The sequence below is a fragment of the Crossiella sp. CA-258035 genome (genome assembly GCF_030064675.1).
Taxonomy (GTDB): domain Bacteria; phylum Actinomycetota; class Actinomycetes; order Mycobacteriales; family Pseudonocardiaceae; genus Crossiella.
Window position 1 is genome coordinate 6536076 of sequence record NZ_CP116413.1, and the last position, 20619, is coordinate 6556694.

The 20619-nt window shown below is 72.0% G+C and carries 22 protein-coding genes; 9 read left to right on the forward strand and 13 right to left on the reverse strand.

The window, feature by feature from the left end; translation table 11 throughout:
• The first annotated feature begins 1 nt into the window (after window position 1).
• From N8J89_RS29355 to N8J89_RS29365, 3 genes are read left to right on the forward strand one after another with little or no spacing between them, the layout of a single operon-like run.
• Window positions 2–1129: an acyl-CoA dehydrogenase family protein gene (locus tag N8J89_RS29355; protein ID WP_283660235.1), complete on the forward strand. Its 1128-nt coding sequence runs from the start codon at window positions 2–4 to the stop codon at window positions 1127–1129.
• Window positions 1126–2040 (forward strand): acyl-CoA dehydrogenase family protein, encoded by a 915-nt coding sequence (locus N8J89_RS29360; RefSeq protein WP_283660236.1) that lies wholly within the window; start codon window positions 1126–1128, stop codon window positions 2038–2040. Before N8J89_RS29355 ends, N8J89_RS29360 begins: the two co-directional genes overlap by 4 nt.
• A complete protein-coding gene (locus tag N8J89_RS29365; RefSeq protein WP_283660237.1) occupies window positions 2025–3005 on the forward strand; it encodes an acyl-CoA dehydrogenase family protein in 981 nt (326 codons plus the stop codon). Before N8J89_RS29360 ends, N8J89_RS29365 begins: the two co-directional genes overlap by 16 nt.
• On the opposite strand, the gene hsaB is transcribed toward N8J89_RS29365, so the two are convergent.
• Genes hsaB through N8J89_RS29405 form a run of 8 tightly spaced genes read right to left on the reverse strand, consistent with a single transcriptional unit; the run spans window position 2974 to window position 10735 of the window.
• On the reverse strand, window positions 2974–3516 hold the full coding sequence (gene hsaB, locus N8J89_RS29370; RefSeq protein WP_283660238.1) for a 3-hydroxy-9,10-secoandrosta-1,3,5(10)-triene-9,17-dione monooxygenase reductase subunit: 543 nt from the start codon (window positions 3514–3516) through the stop codon (window positions 2974–2976). The genes N8J89_RS29365 and hsaB overlap by 32 nt on opposite strands.
• Complete coding sequence (hsaC, locus tag N8J89_RS29375) at window positions 3513–4418, reverse strand: iron-dependent extradiol dioxygenase HsaC (RefSeq protein WP_283660239.1); 906 nt, start codon at window positions 4416–4418, stop codon at window positions 3513–3515. The genes hsaB and hsaC overlap by 4 nt, the downstream gene beginning before the upstream one ends.
• Window positions 4418–5287 carry a 4,5:9,10-diseco-3-hydroxy-5,9,17-trioxoandrosta-1(10),2-diene-4-oate hydrolase gene (gene hsaD / locus N8J89_RS29380; protein ID WP_283660240.1) on the reverse strand — a complete coding sequence of 290 codons (870 nt, stop codon included), beginning with the start codon at window positions 5285–5287 and terminating at the stop codon, window positions 4418–4420. Before hsaD ends, hsaC begins: the two co-directional genes overlap by 1 nt.
• Entirely contained in the window at window positions 5287–6453 is a 1167-nt protein-coding gene (hsaA, locus tag N8J89_RS29385; protein WP_283660241.1) for a 3-hydroxy-9,10-secoandrosta-1,3,5(10)-triene-9,17-dione monooxygenase oxygenase subunit, read from the reverse strand. Before hsaA ends, hsaD begins: the two co-directional genes overlap by 1 nt.
• Window positions 6450–7469, reverse strand: coding sequence for a 4-hydroxy-2-oxovalerate aldolase (gene dmpG / locus N8J89_RS29390; RefSeq protein WP_283660242.1), 1020 nt, complete (start codon window positions 7467–7469; stop codon window positions 6450–6452). Before dmpG ends, hsaA begins: the two co-directional genes overlap by 4 nt.
• On the reverse strand, window positions 7466–8356 hold the full coding sequence (locus tag N8J89_RS29395; RefSeq protein WP_283660243.1) for an acetaldehyde dehydrogenase (acetylating): 891 nt from the start codon (window positions 8354–8356) through the stop codon (window positions 7466–7468). Before N8J89_RS29395 ends, dmpG begins: the two co-directional genes overlap by 4 nt.
• Window positions 8353–9147, reverse strand: coding sequence for a 2-keto-4-pentenoate hydratase (locus N8J89_RS29400; RefSeq protein ID WP_283660244.1), 795 nt, complete (start codon window positions 9145–9147; stop codon window positions 8353–8355). The genes N8J89_RS29395 and N8J89_RS29400 overlap by 4 nt, the downstream gene beginning before the upstream one ends.
• Window positions 9134–10735, reverse strand: a complete 1602-nt coding sequence (locus N8J89_RS29405; protein WP_283660245.1) for an FAD-binding protein — start codon at window positions 10733–10735, stop codon at window positions 9134–9136. Before N8J89_RS29405 ends, N8J89_RS29400 begins: the two co-directional genes overlap by 14 nt.
• 125 nt (window positions 10736–10860) lie before the next feature.
• Here N8J89_RS29405 and kstD point away from each other — a divergent pair, with 125 nt between their 5' ends.
• The 6 genes from kstD to N8J89_RS29435 are packed head-to-tail and all read left to right on the forward strand — an operon-like array spanning window position 10861 to window position 16569.
• On the forward strand, window positions 10861–12504 hold the full coding sequence (gene kstD / locus N8J89_RS29410) for a 3-oxosteroid 1-dehydrogenase (protein WP_283660246.1): 1644 nt from the start codon (window positions 10861–10863) through the stop codon (window positions 12502–12504).
• On the forward strand, window positions 12504–13640 hold the full coding sequence (locus N8J89_RS29415) for a 3-ketosteroid-9-alpha-monooxygenase, oxygenase component (RefSeq protein WP_283660247.1): 1137 nt from the start codon (window positions 12504–12506) through the stop codon (window positions 13638–13640). Before kstD ends, N8J89_RS29415 begins: the two co-directional genes overlap by 1 nt.
• Window positions 13630–13881: a hypothetical protein gene (locus tag N8J89_RS29420; protein WP_283660248.1), complete on the forward strand. Its 252-nt coding sequence runs from the start codon at window positions 13630–13632 to the stop codon at window positions 13879–13881. Before N8J89_RS29415 ends, N8J89_RS29420 begins: the two co-directional genes overlap by 11 nt.
• Window positions 13874–14884 carry a ferredoxin--NADP reductase gene (locus N8J89_RS29425; RefSeq protein WP_283660249.1) on the forward strand — a complete coding sequence of 337 codons (1011 nt, stop codon included), beginning with the start codon at window positions 13874–13876 and terminating at the stop codon, window positions 14882–14884. Before N8J89_RS29420 ends, N8J89_RS29425 begins: the two co-directional genes overlap by 8 nt.
• A gap of 10 nt (window positions 14885–14894) precedes the next feature.
• Window positions 14895–15734 (forward strand): enoyl-CoA hydratase ChsH3, encoded by an 840-nt coding sequence (gene chsH3, locus N8J89_RS29430; protein ID WP_283660250.1) that lies wholly within the window; start codon window positions 14895–14897, stop codon window positions 15732–15734.
• A 34-nt stretch (window positions 15735–15768) separates the two neighbouring features.
• Window positions 15769–16569, forward strand: a complete 801-nt coding sequence (locus tag N8J89_RS29435) for a Rossmann-fold NAD(P)-binding domain-containing protein (RefSeq protein ID WP_283660251.1) — start codon at window positions 15769–15771, stop codon at window positions 16567–16569.
• On the opposite strand, the gene N8J89_RS29440 is transcribed toward N8J89_RS29435, so the two are convergent.
• Genes N8J89_RS29440 through N8J89_RS29460 form a run of 5 tightly spaced genes read right to left on the reverse strand, consistent with a single transcriptional unit; the run spans window position 16559 to window position 20569 of the window.
• Window positions 16559–17728, reverse strand: coding sequence for a lipid-transfer protein (locus N8J89_RS29440; RefSeq protein ID WP_283660252.1), 1170 nt, complete (start codon window positions 17726–17728; stop codon window positions 16559–16561). The genes N8J89_RS29435 and N8J89_RS29440 overlap by 11 nt on opposite strands.
• A complete protein-coding gene (locus tag N8J89_RS29445; protein ID WP_283660253.1) occupies window positions 17725–18120 on the reverse strand; it encodes a MaoC family dehydratase in 396 nt (131 codons plus the stop codon). The genes N8J89_RS29440 and N8J89_RS29445 overlap by 4 nt, the downstream gene beginning before the upstream one ends.
• Window positions 18117–19010 (reverse strand): bifunctional MaoC family dehydratase N-terminal/OB-fold nucleic acid binding domain-containing protein, encoded by an 894-nt coding sequence (locus N8J89_RS29450; RefSeq protein WP_283660254.1) that lies wholly within the window; start codon window positions 19008–19010, stop codon window positions 18117–18119. The genes N8J89_RS29445 and N8J89_RS29450 overlap by 4 nt, the downstream gene beginning before the upstream one ends.
• Before the next feature lie 10 nt (window positions 19011–19020).
• Complete coding sequence (locus N8J89_RS29455) at window positions 19021–20169, reverse strand: acyl-CoA dehydrogenase family protein (RefSeq protein WP_283660255.1); 1149 nt, start codon at window positions 20167–20169, stop codon at window positions 19021–19023.
• Window positions 20159–20569 (reverse strand): acyl-CoA dehydrogenase family protein, encoded by a 411-nt coding sequence (locus N8J89_RS29460; protein WP_283660256.1) that lies wholly within the window; start codon window positions 20567–20569, stop codon window positions 20159–20161. Before N8J89_RS29460 ends, N8J89_RS29455 begins: the two co-directional genes overlap by 11 nt.
• Window positions 20570–20619: the final 50 nt, after the last annotated feature.

Sequence of the window (20619 nt, forward strand, 5' to 3'; positions counted from 1 at the left end):
GGTGGACCTGACCCTGGACGCCGAGTCCCGCGCTTTCCGGGCCGAGGCAACGGAATGGCTGGCCGCGCACACCCCCGGGCGGCTGCCGTCACTGGACACGGCGGAGGGGTTCGCCGCCCACCGCGACTGGGAACGCACGCTGGCCCGGCACCGCTGGTCGGTGGTGAGCTGGCCCAAGGAGTTCGGCGGCCGGGACGCCTCGCTGCTGCACTGGCTGCTGTTCGAGGAGGCCTACTACGCCGCGGGCGCACCGGTCCGGGTCAGCCAGAACGGCATCTTCCTACTGGCCCCCACCCTGTTCACGCACGGCACCGAGGAGCAACGGCGCCGCCTGCTACCGCCGATGGCCAGTGCCGAGCAGGTGTGGGCGCAGGCCTGGTCCGAACCCGAGGCGGGCAGCGACCTGGCCGGGATCCGTAGCAGGGCAAGGCGAACCGACGGCGGCTGGCTGCTGTCCGGGCAGAAGACGTGGAGCTCGCGGGCCGCCTTCGCCGACCGCGCCTTCGGCCTGTTCCGCACTGACCCGGCCGCCGAGCGCCACCGCGGCCTGACCTACTTCCTGTTCGACCTGCGCGCCCCCGGCGTGACCGTGCGCCCGATCCCGCAACTGGACGGCGAACCGGGCTTCGCCGAGATCTTCCTGGACGAGGTCTTCGTGCCGGACGTCGATGTCCTTGGCGCGCCGGGAGACGGCTGGCGGGTGGCGATGAGCACCTCGGCCAACGAACGCGGGCTGTCCCTGCGCAGCCCCGGCCGTTTCCAGGCCACCGCCCGCAAACTCGTGGAACTGTGGCAGCGCAGGGAGGACCCCGGCCTGCGGGACCGGGTGGTGGACGCCTGGATCGGCGCGCAGTCCTACCGGCTGCACACCCTGGCCACCGTCACCCGCCTGGCCGAGGGCGGTGAGCTGGGCGCGGAGTCCAGTGCAGGCAAGCTGTTCTGGTCGGAGCTGGACCTGGACCTGCACGAGACCGCCTTGGAGCTGCTGGGCGCGGAGGCCGAGCTGGACGGCGAGTGGTCCCACGGCTGGCTGTTCGCGCTGGCCGGGCCGATCTACGCGGGCACCAACGAGATCCAGCGCACGGTGGTGGCCGAACGCCTGCTCGGCCTGCCCAGGAGCCCGCGATGAGATTCGCCCTCACCCCGGAGCAGACCGAGTTCGCCAAGTCCCTGCACACCGCCCTGGACGCCACCGCGGACCCGTGGCCTGCCCTGGTCGAGCTGGGCGTCCCGGCGCTGCTGATCCCGGAGCGGCACGGCGGGCTGGGCGCGGAGCCGATCGACCTGGTGGTGGCGGTGGAGGAACTGGGCCACCACGCCGTCCCCGGCCCACTCGCCGACACCCTGGCCGCCCTACCGGTGCTGCTGAGCCAGCACCCAGAACTGTTGGCCGAACTGGTTTCCGGCACCCGGGCAGCGCTGGTGATGCCGCCCCACGCGCCACTCGCGCTGGCCGCCGACCGCTACTTCCACCTCGACGGGGACACCCTCGCCGCGGGCGAACCCGGCCCGGCACAAGCCTCCGTCGACCCCCGCCGTCACCTCCACCACATCACGCCTGCCGAACCCCTCGCCACCGGCCCCGCCGTCCGCGAAGCCGCCGCGCGGGCCTTCAACCTCGCCACCCTGGCCACCGCCGCGCAACTGCTCGGCGCCGCCCGCGGCATGCTGGAGCTCACCCTCCGGCACGCCAAGGCCCGCACCCAGTTCGGCCGTCCGATCGGCGCGTTCCAGGCGGTCCAGCACCGCCTCGCCGACACCCACGTGGCCCTCGAACTGGCCCGCCCCCTCACCAACGCCGCCGCGCTCACCCTGACCGCCCGCGACGTCTCCGCGGCCAGGGTCGCCGCCGCCGAGGCCGCGCACCGCACCGCCAGGACCGCGCTGCAACTGCACGGCGCGATCGGCTACACCCGGGAATATCCGCTCAGCCGCTGGCTCACCCTGGTCCGCGCCCTGCGCACCAGCTGGGGCACCCAGGACCACCACCGCGGCCGGGTGCTGGCCGCGCTCACGGAGGAACCATGGACCTGGGACTGACCGAGGAACAACTGGCCCTGCGCGCCGCCATCCGCTCCGCGCTCTCCCGGGGCCGCCGGGAAATCGACCTCGGACTGTCCATTCCGGACACCTACGGCGGCCAGGGCGGCGGCCCGGCCGAGGTGGCGGTCGCGCTCGGCGAGCTCCGGCTCACCCCCAACCCGTTGCTCAGTTCGACGCTGGCCGCCCAGGCCATCCTGGCCACCGGAAACCAGGAGGCCTGCGCCCGCCTGCTCCCCCGCATCGCGGCCGGCGAACCGGCGACCCTGGCCTGGACCGACCACGAAGGACACTGGGACACTCCGGCCTGCGCCTACGACGGCACATTGACCGGCACCGCGCACTACGTCCTGGACGGTGACCTCACCCTGGTCCTGGCCCGAACCAGCACCGGTCCGGCGCTGTTGCTGCCCAGGACCTGTTTCCGCGTGGACTCCTACGCCCTGGACCCCACCCGCCCGCTGGCCACCGTCGAGTGCGCCGACACCCCGGCCGAGCACCTCGGCCCGGCCGACCCCGGCGCGCTCCGCGACCTGGCGGTCACGCTGCTGGCCTACGAGCAGGCCGAGATCGCCGCCGAAGCCCTGGCCCGCACGGTCGACTACACGAAGACCCGGGTGCAGTTCGGCCGCCCGATCGGCTCCTTCCAGGCGATCAAGCACCGCCTCGCCGACCTGCACCTCACCGTGGAGACCGCCCGCTCGGCCGCCCTGCACGCCCTGCTCAACCCCGGCCCCGCACCGGCCGCCCTGGCCAAGGTGCACTGCTCCGAGGCATTGTCCACAGTGGCCGGTGAGATGATCCAGCTGCACGGCGGCATCGCGATCACCTGGGAACACGAGGCGCACCTGTTCTTCAAACGCGCGCACGGCAGCGCCCAGCTGTTCGGCAGCCCGGAGCAGCACCTCGCCCGCCTCACCGAGCTTCTCGGCTTCACACCCAGTCGGTCGGCCGGGGCCAGGTGACCAGCTCCTCCAACGGTCCCGACGGCTCACCGCCGCCGTCGGTGGCCGCGTACCGTCCCCGGTAGAACAGCAGCGGCCGCCCGTCGTTGACCGGTCCCAGCGCACGCACCTCACCGACCACGATCACGTGGTCCCCGGCCTCGTGCTCGGTCCGCAGCACGCAGTCCACCCAGGTCAGCACCCCGGCCAGCAACGGCGATCCGCTCTCCGTCGGACTCCAGTCCACTCCGGCGAACTTGTCCGGCCCACTGCGACCGAACACAGTGGACAGTCCCTGCTGCTCCCCGGCGAGCACGTTCACCGCGAACACCCCGGCCGCCCGGATCACCGGCAGCGACCGGGACTCCTTGCCCGCGCAGAACAGCACCAGCGGCGGGTCCAGGGACAGCGCGGCGAAGGACTGACAGGCGAACCCGACCGGTCCCGGCGCGGTCACCACGGCCACCCCGGTGCAGAAGTGGCCGAGCACCGCGCGGAACCGGGCCGGGGTCAGTCCACTGTGCACGGTCACGACGGTGGCCCGCCGATGCTGAAGTCGTGTCCCCACAGGCTGACCGCCGTGCTCTCCCTGGCGATCCAGGTCTCGTCCTCCACCTGCCTGCCCTCGCAGCCGTACTCCACGTCGAACCCGCCGGGGGTCTTCATGTAGAAGGACAGCATCAGGTCGTTGACATGCCGTCCCAGGGTCGCCGACATCGGCACCTTGCGCCGCAACGCCCGGTCCAGGCACAGCCCCACGTCGTCGGGCTCCTCCACCTCCACCATCAGGTGCACGATCCCGGACGGGGTGGGCATCGGCAGGAAGGCGAGGCTGTGGTGGCGCGGGTTGCAGCCGAAGAACCGCAACCAGGCCGGTTCCCCGTCCGCCGGCCGCCCGACCAGCTGTGGCGGCAGGCGCATCGAGTCGCGCAGCCGGAAACCGAGCACGTCCCGGTAGAAGGTCAGCGCGGCCGCGTCGTCGTGGGTGGAGAGCACCACGTGCCCGAGGCCCTGCTCGCCGGTGACGAACCGGTGCCCGTACGGGCTGACCACCCGCCGGTGTTCCAGCGCGGCGCCGTGGAATATCTCCAGGGTGTTGCCGGAGGGGTCCTCGAAACTGATCATCCCGGTGACCCGGCGGTCGGCCAGCTCGGCCTTCTCCGCCGGCTTCACCGGCACACCAGCCGCATCCAGCCGCGCCGCCACCTCGGTCAGCTCGGCCTCGTTGGCCACCTCCCAGCCCGCGGCGGCCAGCCGGTCCCGTTCCCCGGGCAGGATCACCAACCTGGCCGGGAAGTCGTCCATCCGCAGGTACAGCGCGTCCGGGTCAGCGCCTTTGCCCTCGACCATGCCGAGCACCTTGAGCCCGAACTCCCGCCACTTCGGCAGGTCGGTCGCCTCGATGCGCAGGTAGGCCAGCGATCGGATGCCCATCAGTCCTCCCCGAGGAAGTCCAGCGCCAACCGGTTGAACTCGGCGAACTTCTCCAGCTGCGCCCAGTGCCCACACCGGCCGAACACGTGCAGCTGCGCGCGCGGGATCAGCTTGAGCGGCAGCAGCGCCCCGTCCAGCGGGTTGACCCGGTCCTCCCGGCCCCACACCAGCAGCACCCGTTGCCGCAGCCGGTGCGCCTCCCGCCACAGCATGCCGTCCTCGAAGCTGTCCGGACTGGAGAACGACTTGCCCATGGATGCCATGGCGCGCAACGACTCCGGCGCGCTGGCCACCGCGAACCGTTCTTCCACCAGCTCATCGGTGACCAGCGCCGGGTCGAAGACCAGGGTGCGCAGGAAGTCGGCCAGCTTCTCCCGGCTTGGCCCCGGCGGCGCGCCGAACTTGGCCAGCTTCTTCACGCCTTCGGTCGGGTCGGGCGCGAACACGTTGAGCCCCAACCCTCCCGGTGCCATCAGCACCAGCCGCCCGGCCCGCGCCGGGTGCCGCAGCGCGAACCGGACCGCGGTGCCGCCGCCGAGGGAGTTGCCGAGCAGGTCCGTGCGTCCGATGCCCAGGTGGTCCAGCAGCGCCAGGAGGGCGTCCGCGCTGAAGGTGAAGTAGTGCCCGGTGATCTCCGGTTTCGCCGAGTGTCCGAAACCCGGTTGGTCCAGCATGATCACCCGGTGCCGCTGGGCGAACACCGGCAGGTTGCGGCCGAAGTTGCTCCACGAGCTCGCGCCCGGTCCACCGCCGTGCAGCAGCACCAGCGGCGGGCCGTCGGCGGGCCCGGCCTGGTGGTAGTGCAGCCGCAGCCCGCCGACCTCGGCGTACTCGCTGGTGGACTCGAAGCTCAGCACCTGCGCGGTCATCAGAACATCCCGTCCCGCACCGGAATGCCCAGCTCGTGCTTGCCGAACATCACCAGCGCGCGTTCCAGGTCGTTGGCCGCGTGTGCCCGCGCGGCGTGCGCGTCCCGCCAGAAGCGCGGGATGGGCAGACCGTTGTTGATCGCCTTGCCACCGGCGGACTCGAACAGCCGGTCGATCGCGGCGATCGCCCGCCCGGTGCCCATCACCTGGTCCCGCCTGGCCCGCAGCCGCAGCGTCACCGGAATCCGCTCACCGGCCTCGACCAGCGCCATCTCTTCGTCCACAGTGGACTTCAGCTGCTGCCAGGCGGCGTCGATCTCGCCTGCCGCCTCGGCGATGCGGACCTGCGCGAACGGGTCCTCGGCGGCCTTCTCACCGAGGTAGGCCGCCCGCAGCCGGGCCTTGGTGTGCCCGACGTGCTCCTCATAGGCGCCGCGGGCCATGCCGATGATCGGCGCGGTGATCGCGTAGGGGTGCACGGTGCCGTAGGGCAGCCGGTAGATCGGCTCCGGGTTGACCTCCTGGCCGGGGCACACGCACTTCGCGGTGTGGCTGAAGCTCAGGGTGCGGTGCTCGGGCACGAACACGTCCTCGACCAGGATGTCGTTGCTGCCGGTGCCGCGCAGCCCGACCGTGTCCCAGACGTCCACAATGGAGTAGTCGGCGATCGGCAGCAGGAAGGTCCGGAAGTCCACCGGTTTGCCCTCCGGGCCGAGCACCAGTCCGCCGAGCAGCACCCAGGTGGCGTGGTCACAGCCGGAGGAGAAGCTCCACCGGCCGCTGAACCGGAACCCGCCGTCCACCGGCGTGGCCCGCCCTGCCGGGGCGTAGGAGGAGGAGGCCAGGGTGTCCTGGTTCTCGCCCCACACCTCCTGCTGCGCCCGGTCGTCGAACAGGCCGATGTGCCACGGGTGCACGCCGAGCACCGAGGCCACCCAGCCGGTGGAGCCGCAGGCGGCGGCGATCAGCGCGACCGCCTGGTAGAACTCCAGCGGGTTGGCCGCCGCCCCGCCGTAGCGGGTGGGTTGCAGCAGCTTGAAGAACCCGTTCTCCTGCAAGGCTTTGATGGACTCGGCGGGGATCCGGCGCAGGTCCTCGGCCTCCTGCGCCCGGTCCCGCAGCGCGGGCAGCAGCTCGCGGACGGCGGCGGTCACCTGCTCGGTCATGACGTGATCCCGTTCTCTCGCTGGAGCTCCAGGGCGATGTCGATCAGCTGGTCCTCCTGGCCGCCGACCAGCCGACGCTGGCCCGCGCGGAGGAGGATCTGCGCGCCGGGGACCTGGTAGCGGCGGGCCACCTGGTCGGCGTGCTTGAGGAAGCTGGAGTAGACGCCGGTGTAGCCCATCACCAGGGCCAGCCGGGAGAGCAGGCACTCCTCGGGCATGACTGGGCGGACCACGTCCTCGGCGGCGTCGGCGATGGCGAAGAAGTCGATGCCGGTGCGGAAACCGAGCTTGTCGGCCACCGCGGTGAACGCCTCGGTCGGCGTGTTCCCGGCCCCGGCGCCGAACCTGCGCGCGCTACCGTCGATCTGCCGTGCGCCCGCACGGACCGCGGCCACCGAGTTGGCCACCGCGAGTCCCAGGTTCTCGTGCCCGTGGAACCCGACCTGCGCGTCCTCGCCGAGCTCGTCGACGAGCGCCGCCACCCGGTCGCTGACCTGTTCCAGCACCAGCGCGCCTGCCGAGTCGACCACGTAGACGCACTGGCACCCGGCGTCGGCCATGATCCGCGCCTGCTTGGCCAGGGCCTCCGGCGGCTGGGAATGCGCCATCATCAGGAAGCCGACGGTCTCCAGGCCCCAGTCGCGGGCCAGGCCGAAGTGCTGAACCGAGATATCCGCTTCCGTGCAATGTGTCGCGATTCTGCAGATCCGCGCGCCGTTGTCCCTGGCCGCGAGGATGTCGTCGGTGACGCCGACCCCTGGCAACATCAGGAACGCGATCCGGGCGCTGGTCGCGGTCTCGGCGGCGATGCGGATGAGGTCCTGTTCGGGGGTGTGGCTGAAGCCGTAGGCGAAGGAGGAGCCGCCGAGCCCGTCGCCGTGGGTCACCTCGATCACCGGCACCCCGGCCCCGTCCAGCGCGGCCACGATCGCGCGGACCTCCTCGCCGGTGAACTGGTGCCGCTTGTGGTGCGAGCCGTCCCGCAGCGAGGTGTCGGTCACCCGGACGTCGATCACGACAACACCTCCGCCAACTGCTCGCCGACCCGCGTCGCGGCGGCCGTCATGATGTCCAGGTTCCCGGCGTACGGCGGCAGGAAGTCCCCCGCGCCCTCCACCTCCAGGAACACCGTCACCCGAGCCATGCCGCCGGTCGCCGGGCTGGGATCGTCGTACTGGGGTTCGTTGAGCAGCCGGTAGCCGGGCACGTACCCGGCGATCTCCTCGGCCATGGCCAGCACCGAGGCGGTGATCGCGGCCCGGTCGGCGTCCTCGGGGATCGCGCAGAACACGGTGTCCCGCATGACCATCGGCGGATCGGCCGGGTTGAGCACGATGATCGCCTTGCCGCGTTCCGCGCCGCCGATCCGCTCGATGCCGCTGGCGGTGGTGCGGGTGAACTCGTCGATGTTGGCCCTGGTGCCGGGCCCGGCGGAGACCGAGGCAACGCTGGCCACGATCTCGGCGTAGCGCACCGGGACCACCCTGGACACCGCGTGCACCATGGGAATGGTGGCCTGGCCGCCGCAGGTGGTGAGGTTGACGTTGGTCGCCTCCCGGTGCAGGCCCAGGTTGACCGGCGGCACGATGGCCGGGCCGAGCGCGGCCGGGGTCAGGTCGATGGCGGTGATCCCGGCTTCGGCGTAGCGCGGCGCGTTGGCCCGGTGCACCGCGGCCGAGGTCGCCTCGAACACCAGCCGGGGCCGGTCCGGCTGGGCCAGCAGCCAGTCCACGCCGTCGGTGGTGGTCGCCAGGCCCAGGTCCGCGGCCCGTTTCAGCCCTGGGCTGGCCGGGTCGATGCCGACCATCCACTGTGGACTGATCACCGGCGAGCGGAGCAGCTTGTACAGCAGGTCGGTGCCGATGTTGCCGGAGCCGACGATGGCGGCGGCCGCCTTGCTCATGCCGAACCCTCCTGGAAGCTCAGGGACACCGCGCCGAGTCCGGCGAACTCGGCCCGGAAGGTGTCACCGGGGCGGGCGTCGTAGGCGCGGGTGCAGGAGCCGGGCAGCACCACGTCCCCGGCGCGCAGCCGGACGCCGAAGCCGGCCACCTTCCCGGCCAGCCAGGCCACCGCGGTCGCCGGGTTGCCCAGCACCGCGTCGCTGCGTCCCTTGGCCAGCACCTCGCCGTTGCGGAACAGCGTGGCCCAGATGCCACGGATGTCCACATGGGACGGTGGGACGCGGGCCGCGCCGAGCACGAACGCGGCCGAGGAGGCGTTGTCGGCCACGGTGTCCGGCAGGCTGATCCGCCAGTCGGTGATCCGGCTGTCGATCAGCTCGATGGCCGGGGCCAGCGCGGCGGTCCTGGCCAGCACCTCGGCCTCGGTGCAACCCGGCGGCAGGTCCTCGCCGAGGATGAAGGCCACCTCGACCTCCACCCTGGGCCGGCAGAACCGGTCCGCGGCCACCGGTTTTTCCTCCGACAGCGCCATGTCGTCCAGGAGGTGCCCGTAGTCCGGTTCGGTGACGCCCATCATCTGCTGCATGGCCGCCGAGGACAGGCCGACCTTGTGCCCGAGCACCCGCCTGCCCTCCGCCAGCCGCCGCCGGACGTTGATCAGCTGGATCTGGTAGGCGTCCACCACGTCGATGCCGCGGTGGCTGCGCACCAGCGGGCCGATCGGTCTTCGGTCGAGCTCGGCGGCGCGCAACTGAGCGGCCGCGTCGGCGCGCTGGTCAGCGGTGAGCACCGGACCTCCTGGTGGCGGCGAGGTGGGCTCCGGCGCGGCGGCCGGAGAACACGCAGTCGGCCAGGGAGAGGCCGCTGACGTAGGAACGCGAGCAGATGCCGACCGCGGACCGTCCGGCCGCGTACAGTCCGGCGATGGCCGAGCCGTCCGGCCTGCGCACCGCCCCGGTCCGCTCGTCCACCACCAGTCCGCCCAGTGGCAGCATCGGGCACGGGTTGAGCCGGTTGCGGATCGACATGTCCAGCAACGAGAACGGCGGCCGGAGCTCCCTGGACAGCTCGGCAGGCCGTCCGGTCGGGTCGGCGGCGCGGCGGCGCACCCGGTCGTGGTGGGCGGTGACGGTGGCGCGCAGCCCGGCCGGGTCGATCCCGGCGCGGGCGGCCACCGACTCCAGGGTCGGCCCGGCCACCCGCGCGGCGAGCTGCGCGTAGCCCTGGATCCGTTGGAACCACAGCGCTTGCCGTCGCAGCTGGCGGCGGGCCTCGGCCAGGATCTCCGCGTCCACCAGCAGCCAGCCGCGGCCCTGGTGCCGAGTGATCAGCGCCTCCCCGACCGCCGCGCCGTAGCGGGACTCGTCGATCACCCTGGCACCTGCGCGATCCACCAGCAGCCCGGACAGCAAGGCGCTGGGCGGGCTGAGGAAACGCCACGCGGACACCCGGTCCAGCAGTCCGGTCGCCGCGCCGGCCGCCACGCCGAGCCGGATGCCGGAGCCGTCATCTCCCGGCGTGCCCAGGACGAGCCCGCCGCGGTAGTCCGGCGCGTGCTCGGCGAGCATGGCCCGGTTCGCGGCGAACCCTCCGGTGGCGATCACCACGCCCCGGCCCGCGCCGATCCGCAGCTGCCTGCCGTGCCGTCGTTCCAGCCGCTCGGCCTGCCGGTGCAGGATCCCGCGCAGCCAGGGCAGGTACACCCCGGGCTTGGCGGCGTAGCGGCTCAACAGGCGGTGTGCCAGGCGGATCCGGCGCGGCGCGCGGGCCAGGGTCCGGCAGGTGACTCCGGTGACCCGGCCGCGTTCGACGATCAGCCGTTCGGCCGTGGTCTGGGTGAGCACCCGCGCCCCGTGCCTGCGGGCCGAGGCCGCCAGCGCGGCGAACAGCGTCGCGCCCGAGGTGCCCGGTCCCTTGGCGCGGTGGCCGCGCGGGGCGGGCACGGCGTAGCGGCGGAAGGCGCCGGAGTTCTCGCTGCCCGAGAAGTACAGGTAGTAGCGGTTGTCCGGGTAGGAGGTCTTGTACGGGCACAGGCTGCCCTCGAACGGCACGCCCTGGCGGCGCAGCCAGTCCAGCTGGTCGGCGCTGGTCGCGCAGAAGCGGCGCAGGGTTTCCGGGGAGACCGCGTCGCCGACCTCCTCACGCAGGTAGGCGTGCATGGCCTCGACCGAGTCGCCCACCCCGGCCGCGGACTGGATCCTGGTGCCACCACCGGCGTAGACCACGCCGCCGGAGATCGCGGTGGTGCCGCCGCCACTGAACCGGTCCACCACCAGCACGTCCGCGCCGCCCGCGGCGGCCTCGATCGCCGCGCACGCGCCCGCCGCGCCGAAGCCGAGGACGACCACCTCGGCGCGCGCGTCCCATGTGGTGGACACCGATCCTCCCGAAGCCCGTGTGCAACACGTTCTCTTCGCTCGATCGCAGCAATCTAGGCCAACCATAGCGTCTTGCCCCGAAAAAACTATAACCTGTTTCAGTCTGATGTTCGAGGGAGGTGGTCATGGAGGTCGACCTCGTCGTGGTGGGCAGCGGGGCCGCGGGCCTGACCGCCGCGCTGACCGCGGCCGACAACGGGCTGACCGCGCTGGTGGTGGAGAAGTCCGCGCGCTACGGCGGTTCCACCGCCCGCTCCGGTGGCGCGATCTGGCTGCCCGGCAACTCCGTGCTGCGCGCGGCCGGGGTGGCCGAGCCCGAGGGTTCGGCGGCGGCCTACCTGGCGCACCTGCTCGGCGACACCGTGCCCGAGGCCCGCTGGCGGGCGCTGCTGACGTCCGGCCCGGACATGCTCGACCTGGTGCTGGCCACCACACCGCTGCGCCTGACCTGGGTGCCCGGCTACGCGGACTACTACCCCGAGGCGCCCGGCGGACTGCCCGGCGGCCGAACGGTGGAACCGCGCCCGGTCAGCGCGAACTCCCTCGGCGGTGAGGTCGAGGACCTGGAGCCGCCGTACCTGTCCGCGCAGTTCGGGCTGACCGTGACCGCCGCGGACTACCGCTGGCTGAACCTGGTGCTGCGGCATCCGCGCGGGCTGCTGCGGGCGGCCAGGGTCGGCGCGCGCAAGCTGCGTGATGTGCTGCTGCGCCGGGAACCCGTGCTGGCCATGGGGCAGGCGCTGGCCGCCTGCCTGCGCTCCGGACTGGTCCAGGCGGGGGTGCCGGTGTGGCTGAACACGCCACTGCGCTCGCTGGTCGTCGAGGAGGGCCGGGTCATCGGGATCAAGGTCGACGGCGAGCAGGGGGAGCAGATCATCACCGCCCGGTGCGGGGTGCTGTTGGCCTGCGGTGGTTTCGAGCGCAACGACGAGCTGCGCAAGGCGCACCACCGGCAGCCCAGCTGCGCGGAGTGGACCGTGGGCGCGGAGGGCAACACCGGCGACGGCATCGAGGCGGCGCGCGGGCTGGGCGCGGCGGTGGAGCTGATGGACGAGGCGTGGTGGGGGCCGTCGATCCCGTTGGGCGGCGGCCCGTACTTCTGCCTCGCCGAGCGCACCCTGCCCGGCTGCCTGCTGGTCAACGGGGCCGGGCGGCGCTTCGTCAACGAGGCCGCGCCGTACGTGGACGCGGTGCACGCCATGTATGCGGACAACCTGCCCACCTGGTTGATCTGCGACCAGCGCTACCGCAACCGCTACCTGTTCGCCGGACTCCCGCCGCGCCAACCGTTCCCGGGGCGCTGGCTCAAGCTCGGCGTGGTGCGCAAGGCGGACAACCTCGAAGCCCTCGCCGCCCAGATCGAGGTGCCAGCCGAGGCGTTGAAGTCCACTGTGGACAGGTTCAACGGGTTCGTCCGCAACGGCGAGGACGAGGACTTCCACCGTGGCGAGTCGGCCTACGACCGCTACTACGGCGATCCCCGGCAACGCCCCAACCCGTGCCTGGGACCAGTGGACAAGGGACCGTTCTTCGCGATCCGGGTGGTGCCAGGCGATCTGGGCACCAAGGGCGGGTTGCGCACCGACGAGCACGCCAGGGTGCTGCGCGCCGACGGCTCGGCGATCCCCGGCCTGTACGCGGCCGGGAACACCAGTGCCGCGGTGATGGGCCGCACCTACGCCGGGGCCGGCGCGACCATCGGCCCGGCGATGACCTTCGGCTACCTGGCCGCGCTGGACGCGGCACGGACCAAGGCAGGAGGAAGCTGATGACCGCTGCATCCGACGAGGTGCGGTTGATCGAGTCCGGCGCGCCGCCGACCCGGTTCGCCCGCGGCTGGCACTGCCTCGGCCTGGCCGCTACCTTCCGCGACGGCAAACCCCATGCGGTGGAAGCCTTCGGCACCAAGCTGGTGGTCTTCCAGGGCGAGGACGACCGGCTGCACGTGCTGGACGCCTACTGCCGGCACATGGGCGGGGACCTCAGCCAGGGCACGGTGAAGGGCGCGAACATCGCCTGCCCGTTCCACGACTGGCGCTGGTCCGGCACCGGCCGCTGCGTGGAGATCCCTTACGCCAAAAGGGTTCCGCTGCGCGCGCGAACGCGGTCCTGGCTGACCCTTGAGGAGAACAAGCAGCTCTTCGTCTGGCACGACCCGCAGGGCAAGCCGCCGCCGGAGCACGTGGTGATCCCGCGGATCGAGGGCGCCTTCAGCGGCGAGTGGAGCAACTGGACCTGGGACTCGGTGCGCATCGACGGCTCGAACTGCCGGGAGATCATGGACAACGTGGTGGACATGGCGCACTTCTTCTACGTGCACTTCGCCTTCCCCACCTACTTCAAGAACGTCTTCGAGGGCCACATCGCCAGCCAGTACCTGACCACCCGCGGCCGCCCGGACGTGGCCGCGGTGTCCAACTACACCGGCGACGTCGAGGTCAAGTCCGAGGCTTCCTACTACGGCCCGTCCTACATGATCAACCACCTGGCCAACGACTACAAGGGCACCGTGATCGAGACGGTGCTGATCAACTGCCACTACCCGGTCAGCGCCAACTCCTTTGTGCTGCAATGGGGTGCGATCGTGAAGAAGCTGCCCGGCCTGACCGACGAGCACGCGGACAAGATCGCCGGGAAGTTCACCCGCGGCATCGGCGTCGGCTTCCTGCAGGACGTGGAGATCTGGAGGAACAAGGCGCGCATCGACAACCCGCTGCTGTGCGAGGAAGACGGCCCGGTGTACCAGCTGCGCCGCTGGTACGACCAGTTCTACGTGGACGCCGAGGAGGTCACCGAGGACATGGTGCGGCGCTTCGAGTTCGAGGTCGACACCAGCCGCGCGGTGGCCGCCTGGCAGCGCGAGGTGGAGCAGAACCTGGCCCGGCGGGACGGCGATGGGCGGTGACCGCGCGGACTACCTCTCCGGCGGGCTACGCCCGTTCACCTGTCCCGGCTGCGCCACCGTGGTGCTGGTGAAGAAGAACAGCCCCGAGCACACCAGCGTGCAGTGGACCACCGCCACCTCGGCCTGCCCGGAGCTGACCAGCAGCGACCGGCCGAGCGCCCAGGTCGTCGGCTGTCCCAGGTTGCGGGCCGGGATCGCGGCGGCGGTGGCCGAGGGCAGGCTGGCGGTGGGCGATGGCTGACCGCTTCCACCGGCTGCGGGTGGCCGCGGTGGTCGAGGAGACCGCGGACGCCCGGTCCCTGGTGTTCGAGCTGCCGCCGGAGCTCGCCGATCGCTTCCGCCACCGGCCGGGACAGTTCCTGACGCTGCGGATTCCCGGTGAGCGCGGGGAGATCGCGCGCAGCTACTCGCTGTGCAACGGCCCCGGCGAGCCGCTGACGGTCACGGTGAAGCGGGTGGCCGACGGCTACGGCTCGAACTGGCTCTGCGACCGGGTGTCCGCGGGCACCGAGCTGGACGTGCTGCCACCGGCCGGCGTGTTCACCCCGGACTCGCTCGACGATGATCTGCTGCTGTTCGCCGGGGGCAGCGGGATCACCCCGGTCATCGCGATCGTCAAGGCGGTGCTGGCCACCGGTTCCGGCCGCCTGACCTTGTTCTACGCCAACCGGGACGAGCACTCGGTGATATTCGCCGCCGAGCTGCGCGCGCTGTGCGCGGCCCACCCGGACCGGCTCCAGGTGGTGCACTGGCTGGAGTCCGTGCAGGGCCTGCCCACCGTTCCCGCACTACGCGCCTTCGCCGCCCCGCTGTCGGCAAGGAGGGTGTTCCTGTGCGGCCCCGGCCCGTTCATGGCCGCCGTCGCCGAGGCGCTGTCCACTGTGGATATTCCTGAGGACCGGATCCACCGCGAGGTCTTCCTGTCCCTGTCCGACAACCCGTTCGCCGCGGCGCCCGAGGCGGATGTGGACGCCGCCGTGGTCGAGGTCGACCTGGACGGTGAACAGCACACCCTGCCCTGGCCGCGGCAACGCAAGCTCCTCGATGTGCTGCTCGACCACGGCCTGGCCGCTCCCTACTCCTGCCGTGAGGGCGCGTGCAGCGCCTGCGCCTGCCGCCTGGTGGACGGCAAGGTGACGCTGGCGCACAACGAGGTGCTGGACGAGGACGACCTGGCCGAGGGGATCATCCTGGCCTGCCAGGCCCTGCCCGCCGCCGACTCGGTCCGGATCAGCTACCAGTGACGGGAGCGCCATGCCCATCGACCCCGACCGCGCGATCGGCGCCGAGCTGCCACCGGTGGAGTTCTCCTGGACCGAGTCCGACGTGCTGCTGTACCACCTGGCCCTCGGCGCGACCGAGCTCCGCTACGCCTACGAACCCGGCCTGCGGGTGCTGCCCACCTTCGGCGTGGTCGCCCCCACGCTGCGGATGACCGCCCCGCCCACGGTGTCCTACCCCGGGGTTGACCTGGACCTGGGCCAGGTGCTGCACGGTGAGCAGTCGATCAGCCTGCGCCGCCCCATCCCGGTCGCGGGCACCGCCCGGCTGGTGACCCGGATCGCCGCGGTCTACGACAAGGGCGAGTCCGCGGTGATCGTGCAGGAGTCCACTGTGGACATCGACGACGACCCGCTGTTCACCACCCGCTCCAGCATCTTCGCCCGCGGCGCCGGCGGCTTCGGCGGCGACCGCGGCCCGTCCAGCCGCTTCACCGCCCCCTCCGGCGACCCTGACGCGGTGCTGGACACCCCGACCCTGCCCCAGCAGGCCCTGCTGTACCGGCTCTGCGGCGACCGCAACCCATTGCACGCCGACCCGGCCTTCGCCGCGGAGGCCGGGTTCCCGAGCCCGATCCTGCACGGCCTGTGCACCTACGGCATGGTCGCCAAGTCCGTTGTGGACAGTGCGCTGGACGGCGACCCGGACCGCCTGGTCAGCTTCAGCGCCCGGTTCACCGGCGTGCTCTACCCCGGCGAGCCGGTGCGCACCCGGCTCTGGCGGTCGCCAGTGGACTGGGTGTTCGTGACCACCGCACCCGACCGCGCGGAGGCGCCGGTGCTCACCGGCTCGCTCACCGCGCTGGCCGCTTGACCTCCACCAAGCTGGAACTCCTACCGTTCAGGCCATGAGCTTCCTGGTGGTGGGAAACGCGGACGGGATCGGCGGCCTGGTCGAGCGACTGCTCGCCGAGGCGGACGCGCCGGTGCGCCGGGTGGAGCTGACCAGCCCCGACCGGCTGCGCGCGGCGGCCGCCGACCGGACCGCGGTGTTCCTGGACTGGCCGTACGACCGGGTGCACGCGGTGTTCCCGTACGCGGACACCGCGGCGGAGGTGGTCTCCGCGCTGGCCGGTCCTGGCCGCCGGATCGTGCTGCTGTCCACGCACGCGGTCCGCGACGACGAGCCGCCGACCTCCTTCCACAGCACCCTGGAACTGCTGCTGCGCGCGGCCACCCCGGACTGGACGGCGCTGCGGATGAGCATGCCGGCCTCGATCACCCTGGCCTGGGCGGAGGAACTGCGCGCCACCGGCGTGGTGCACGGCCCGTACGCGCTGGCCGCCCGCACCCTGGTCGACGAGCGCGACGTGGCCGAGGTCGCGGCCAGGGTGCTGCTGGACGGCGGGCACACCGGCCGCGCCCACTACGTCACCGGGCCGGTCGCGCTGACCCACGCCGACCGCGCCCGCATCCTCGGCGATACCTTCGGCGAAACCTGGCGCTACCAGGAGGTCCCGCGCGCGGAGTTCCGCGAACGGCTGCTCGCCACCTGGTCCCCCGAGCACGCTGACGGCATACTGGACCACATGGCGCGCCAGGTCAGCGACCCGGAGCAGCCGACCGACGTGGTGCAGCGGATCACCGGCCACCCGGCGCGGTCGCTGGCCGAGTGGGCCCGCGCGCACGCCGCGGAGTTCAGCCGGTGAGCACCAGCGCGCTGGTCGGCACCCCGGTGCCCGCGGTGACCAGCACGTTGTCCACTGTGGACACCTGGTTGGCCGCGGTGCCGCGCAGCTGCCGGACCGCCTCGGTGATCCCGTTCATGCCGTGCAGGTAGGCCTCGCCGAGCTGTCCACCGTGCGGGTTGACCGGCAGCCGCCCGTCGATCTCGATGCCGCCGTCGGCCAGGAAGTGCCGCGCCTCACCGGGTTCGCAGAACCCGAGCTCCTCCAGCTGGACGAGCACGAACGGGGTGAAGTGGTCGTAGAGCACCGCGACCTGGACATCGGCCGGTCCGATCCCGGCCTGCCGCCACAGCTGTTCGCCGACCACCCGCATCTCCGGCAGCCCGGCCAGCCCGTCCCGGTAGTAGCTGGTCATCACGAACTGGTCCGGCCCGCTGCCCTGGGCCGCGGCGCTGATCACCGCGGGCCGCTGCCGCAGGTCTCGCGCCCGCGTGGCGCTGGTGACCACCAGTGCCACGCCACCGTCGCTTTCCTGGCAGCAGTCCAGCAGCCGCAACGGTTCGGCGATCCACCGGGAGTCCTGGTGGTCGGCCAGGGTGATCGGCCGCCGGTGGAACCAGGCGTTCGGGTTGGTCGCGGCGTGCCTGCGCATGGCGACCGCGACCCGGCCGAAGTCCTCGGTGCTCGCGCCGTACTCGTGCAGGTAGCGGCGGGCGAACATGGCGACCATCGCGGCCGGGGTGGCCAGGCCCATCGGGTAGTGCCAGCTGTTGTCCACGCCGTTGGTGTTGGGTTGTTGCGCGGCCGCGGCGTGCGCCAGCCCGAACCGGGTGCCTGAGCGCTCGTTGAAGGCCCGGTACACCACCACGACCTCGGCGATCCCGGTGGCCACCGCCATCGCGGCCTGCTGCACGGTGGCGCAGGCCGCGCCGCCGCCGTAGTTGATCCGACTGAAGAACCTCAGCTCGGACAGGCCCAGCTCCCTGGCCACCGCGATCTCGGCGTTGCCGTCCATGGTGAAGGTCACCAGACCGTCCACATCGGACACATCCAGTCCGGCGTCGGCGAGCGCGGCCTGGATCGACTCCACGGCCAGGCGCAGCTCGCTGCGGCCGGAGTCCTTGGAGAACTCGGTGGCCCCGATCCCGGCGATGGCCGCGGCCCCGGACAGCGGGCTCATGGCGTGCCTCCCAGCTCGATGCGGACCGTGCCGGTGACGTGGTCACCGAGCTTGCAGCTGCCGACCACCGACACCACGAACCCGTTGTCGCCGAAGCCCTCCCGCACCCGGCCGCGGAAGGTGAGCGTGTCGTAGGCGTAGCAGGGCACGCCCAGCCGGATGTGCACCCCGCGCACCCACACCCCCGGCCCGCCCCAGTCGGTGACGAACCGCTGCACCAGCCCGGTGGTGGTGAGGATGTTGAGGAAGATGTCCGGGGAGCCGCGCCGGATCGCCGCGTCCCGGTCGTGGTGCACGTCCTGGTAGTCGCGGGTGGCGATGGCGGTGCTGATGATGAACGTCGGGGTGACCTCGATGGCCAGCTCGGGCAGCTCCACACCGGTGGCGATCATGCCCGCACCGCCCGCCAGGCCGGGATGCTGAACTCGCCCCGCCGTTGGAACTCCACCCGGACCGACTGTCCGATGTGGACTTCGCTGGGTTCGACATCCAGCAGCTCGCTGACCATCCGCGGTCCCTCGGCCAGTTCCACCAGCGCGATGACGAACGGCCCGGTGTGCCCGGGAACCGCGGGGTGGTGGTGCACGACGAAGCTGTACACCGTGCCGAGCCCGCTCACCACCACGTGCTCGGGCCGGAGCTCGTGGCAGCGCGGGCACATCGGCCCCGGTGGGTGCCGCAGCTCACCACAGGCCCCGCACCGCTGGATCCGCAGCTCGCCGAGGGCGGTGCCCGCCCAGAAGAACTCGGTGTCCCTGCTGACCAGCGGCGGGATTCCGGCCGGTGACGGTGGCGGTGCGGGCCGGTACTTGTAGACCCGGAACAGCATCTCGGCGACCGCTTCGGCCCCGGAGTACCAGGTGTTGTGCACGGTGACGAACCAGCCCTCACCGAGCGCGGTCCGCTTCGGCCCAGTGACCTGATCAAGGCGGGTGGTGACAGCCAGGGTCTCGCCCGGCTTGAGGTAGCGGTGGTAGGTCTGCTCGCAGTTGGTGGCCACGATCGACGGATAGCCCGCCTCGTCCAGCACCTCCAGGATCTGCCCGAACGGGTCGGCCGGGTCCCGTTCCCCGTGCAGTCCCATCATGGTCCACACCTGTGCCATCGCCGGTGGCGCCAGTTCGGGGTAGCGCGGGTCGGTGTCGCCGAGGGCCTCGGTCCAGCTCCGGATCATCGGCTCGTTCACCGGGTCCCGGCCGAAGCGCAGCCCGCTCACCCCGGTGGCGGCGATCCGCTCGGCCGCCGCCCGCACCGCTTCTTCGCTGTCCACAGTGGACGTCATCCTGCTCCTCTCACCGTGGCGGCCGTGGCAGCCCGAGTCCGGCGGTGACGATCAGCTCCCGCTGGATCTCGTTGACCCCGCCGCCGAAGGTCAGCACCAGGTTCCGTTTCGCCTGGAGATCGAGCCAGCGCAACAGTTCCGCGGTGTCCGGTTCCGCCGGGTCCCCGTACCGCCCGACCAGCTCGAGCACGATCCGCCCGACCCGAAGCACCAGTTCGGAGGAGAACACCTTGGTGATCGAGGCATCCGCCACGTCCACCGCCCCCTCAGCCGAGGCGACCTGCCAGTTCAACAGCTCGTTGACCCGCATACCCGCCCGCGCGTATACCAGGTCACGCTGTACATCCGCGTTCCCGGACAACCCGTGCGCCGAGGCCCACTCGTCGAACCGGTCCAGCAGCGCGGCCACCCGCCCGGCCGGCCCGAGCATGACCCGCTCGTGGTTGAGCTGCATGGTGATCAGCCGCCACCCGGCGTGCTCCGCCCCGACCCGCATGCCCACCGGCACCCGCACGTCGGTGTAGTAGGTGGCGTTGACGTGGTGCGCCCCGTCGCAGGTGATGATCGGCGTCCAGCTGAACCCGGGATCCCTGGTGTCCACGATGAGGATCGAGATCCCCTTGTGCCGCGGCGCGGCGGGATCGGTGCGACAGGCCAGCCAGATGTAGTCGGCGTCGTGCGCCCCGGTGGTGAACACCTTCTGCCCGTTGACCACGTACTCGTCCCCGTCCCGCACCGCGCTGGTCCGCAACGCGGCGAGGTCGGTCCCCGCCTCCGGCTCGGTGTACCCGATGGCGAAGTGCAGCTCCCCGGCCAGAATCCGCGGCAGGAAGAACTCCTTCTGCGCCGCGGTCCCCAACGCCTGCAACGTCGGCCCCACCGTCTGCAACGTCACCCCCGGCAACGGCACATCCGCCCGCGCCGCCTCGTTGACGAAGATCTGCTGCTCCACCTGCCCAAACCCACGCCCCCCGTACTCGACCGGCCACCCCACCCCCAGCCAGCCGTCCCGCCCGAGCCGCCGCACGATGTCCCGGTACACCGGCCCGTGCCGCTCGGTCCGCATCACCTCCCGCTCCGCGACTGTGACCAGCCCCGCGAAGTACTCCCGCAGCTCATCCCGCAGCGCCCGCTGCGCCGCACTCAGCTCAGTACGCACGCAACGCCCCCAGGAACCGCACCAAATCCCGCCCCAGCGCCGAAAACCGGTGCAACGGATAGCCGACATCCAGCCCCAGCCCGCCATGCAGGTGATGACAGGTCTCCAACGCCCCGGGCAGCCCCTCCCCCACCCAGTACCCGGCAACCGCGACATCCGCCCGCGCCGCCAGCCCCTCCCCCAACTTCCAGCAGGCCGCCCTGGTCACCAGCTCCACCGTCCGCGCCGCGATCCGCACATCCGCGACCTGCATCGCCACCGCCTGGAACTCCGCCAGCACCCGCCCGAACTGCCGTCGCTGCCCCACATGCGCCACCGTCAACCCCAACGCCCCAGCCAGCAACCCCTCACCGAACGCACAGGCCCCCACCACCGCGCACTGCCACAACTCCTCCGCCACCCGCCCACTGCCGTCATCCCCCAGCAGCCCAACAGGTTCCGCCCCAGCCA

What these genes read in the sequence shown, in the direction of transcription:
- N8J89_RS29415 (WP_283660247.1), top strand. Translation starts at nt 12,504, where the DNA reads ATGACCGCTGCATCCGACGAGGTGCGGTTGATCGAGTCCGGCGCGCCG.
- N8J89_RS29435 (WP_283660251.1), top strand. Translation starts at nt 15,769, where the DNA reads ATGAGCTTCCTGGTGGTGGGAAACGCGGACGGGATCGGCGGCCTGGTC.
- N8J89_RS29450 (WP_283660254.1), bottom strand. Translation starts at nt 19,010, where the DNA reads ATGACGTCCACTGTGGACAGCGAAGAAGCGGTGCGGGCGGCGGCCGAG.
- N8J89_RS29365 (WP_283660237.1), top strand. Translation starts at nt 2,025, where the DNA reads ATGGACCTGGGACTGACCGAGGAACAACTGGCCCTGCGCGCCGCCATC.
- chsH3 (WP_283660250.1), top strand. Translation starts at nt 14,895, where the DNA reads ATGCCCATCGACCCCGACCGCGCGATCGGCGCCGAGCTGCCACCGGTG.
- N8J89_RS29425 (WP_283660249.1), top strand. Translation starts at nt 13,874, where the DNA reads ATGGCTGACCGCTTCCACCGGCTGCGGGTGGCCGCGGTGGTCGAGGAG.
- N8J89_RS29420 (WP_283660248.1), top strand. Translation starts at nt 13,630, where the DNA reads ATGGGCGGTGACCGCGCGGACTACCTCTCCGGCGGGCTACGCCCGTTC.
- N8J89_RS29445 (WP_283660253.1), bottom strand. Translation starts at nt 18,120, where the DNA reads ATGATCGCCACCGGTGTGGAGCTGCCCGAGCTGGCCATCGAGGTCACC.
- N8J89_RS29440 (WP_283660252.1), bottom strand. Translation starts at nt 17,728, where the DNA reads ATGAGCCCGCTGTCCGGGGCCGCGGCCATCGCCGGGATCGGGGCCACC.
- N8J89_RS29360 (WP_283660236.1), top strand. Translation starts at nt 1,126, where the DNA reads ATGAGATTCGCCCTCACCCCGGAGCAGACCGAGTTCGCCAAGTCCCTG.
- hsaC (WP_283660239.1), bottom strand. Translation starts at nt 4,418, where the DNA reads ATGGGCATCCGATCGCTGGCCTACCTGCGCATCGAGGCGACCGACCTG.
- kstD (WP_283660246.1), top strand. Translation starts at nt 10,861, where the DNA reads ATGGAGGTCGACCTCGTCGTGGTGGGCAGCGGGGCCGCGGGCCTGACC.
- hsaA (WP_283660241.1), bottom strand. Translation starts at nt 6,453, where the DNA reads ATGACCGAGCAGGTGACCGCCGCCGTCCGCGAGCTGCTGCCCGCGCTG.
- hsaD (WP_283660240.1), bottom strand. Translation starts at nt 5,287, where the DNA reads ATGACCGCGCAGGTGCTGAGCTTCGAGTCCACCAGCGAGTACGCCGAG.
- N8J89_RS29395 (WP_283660243.1), bottom strand. Translation starts at nt 8,356, where the DNA reads ATGAGCAAGGCGGCCGCCGCCATCGTCGGCTCCGGCAACATCGGCACC.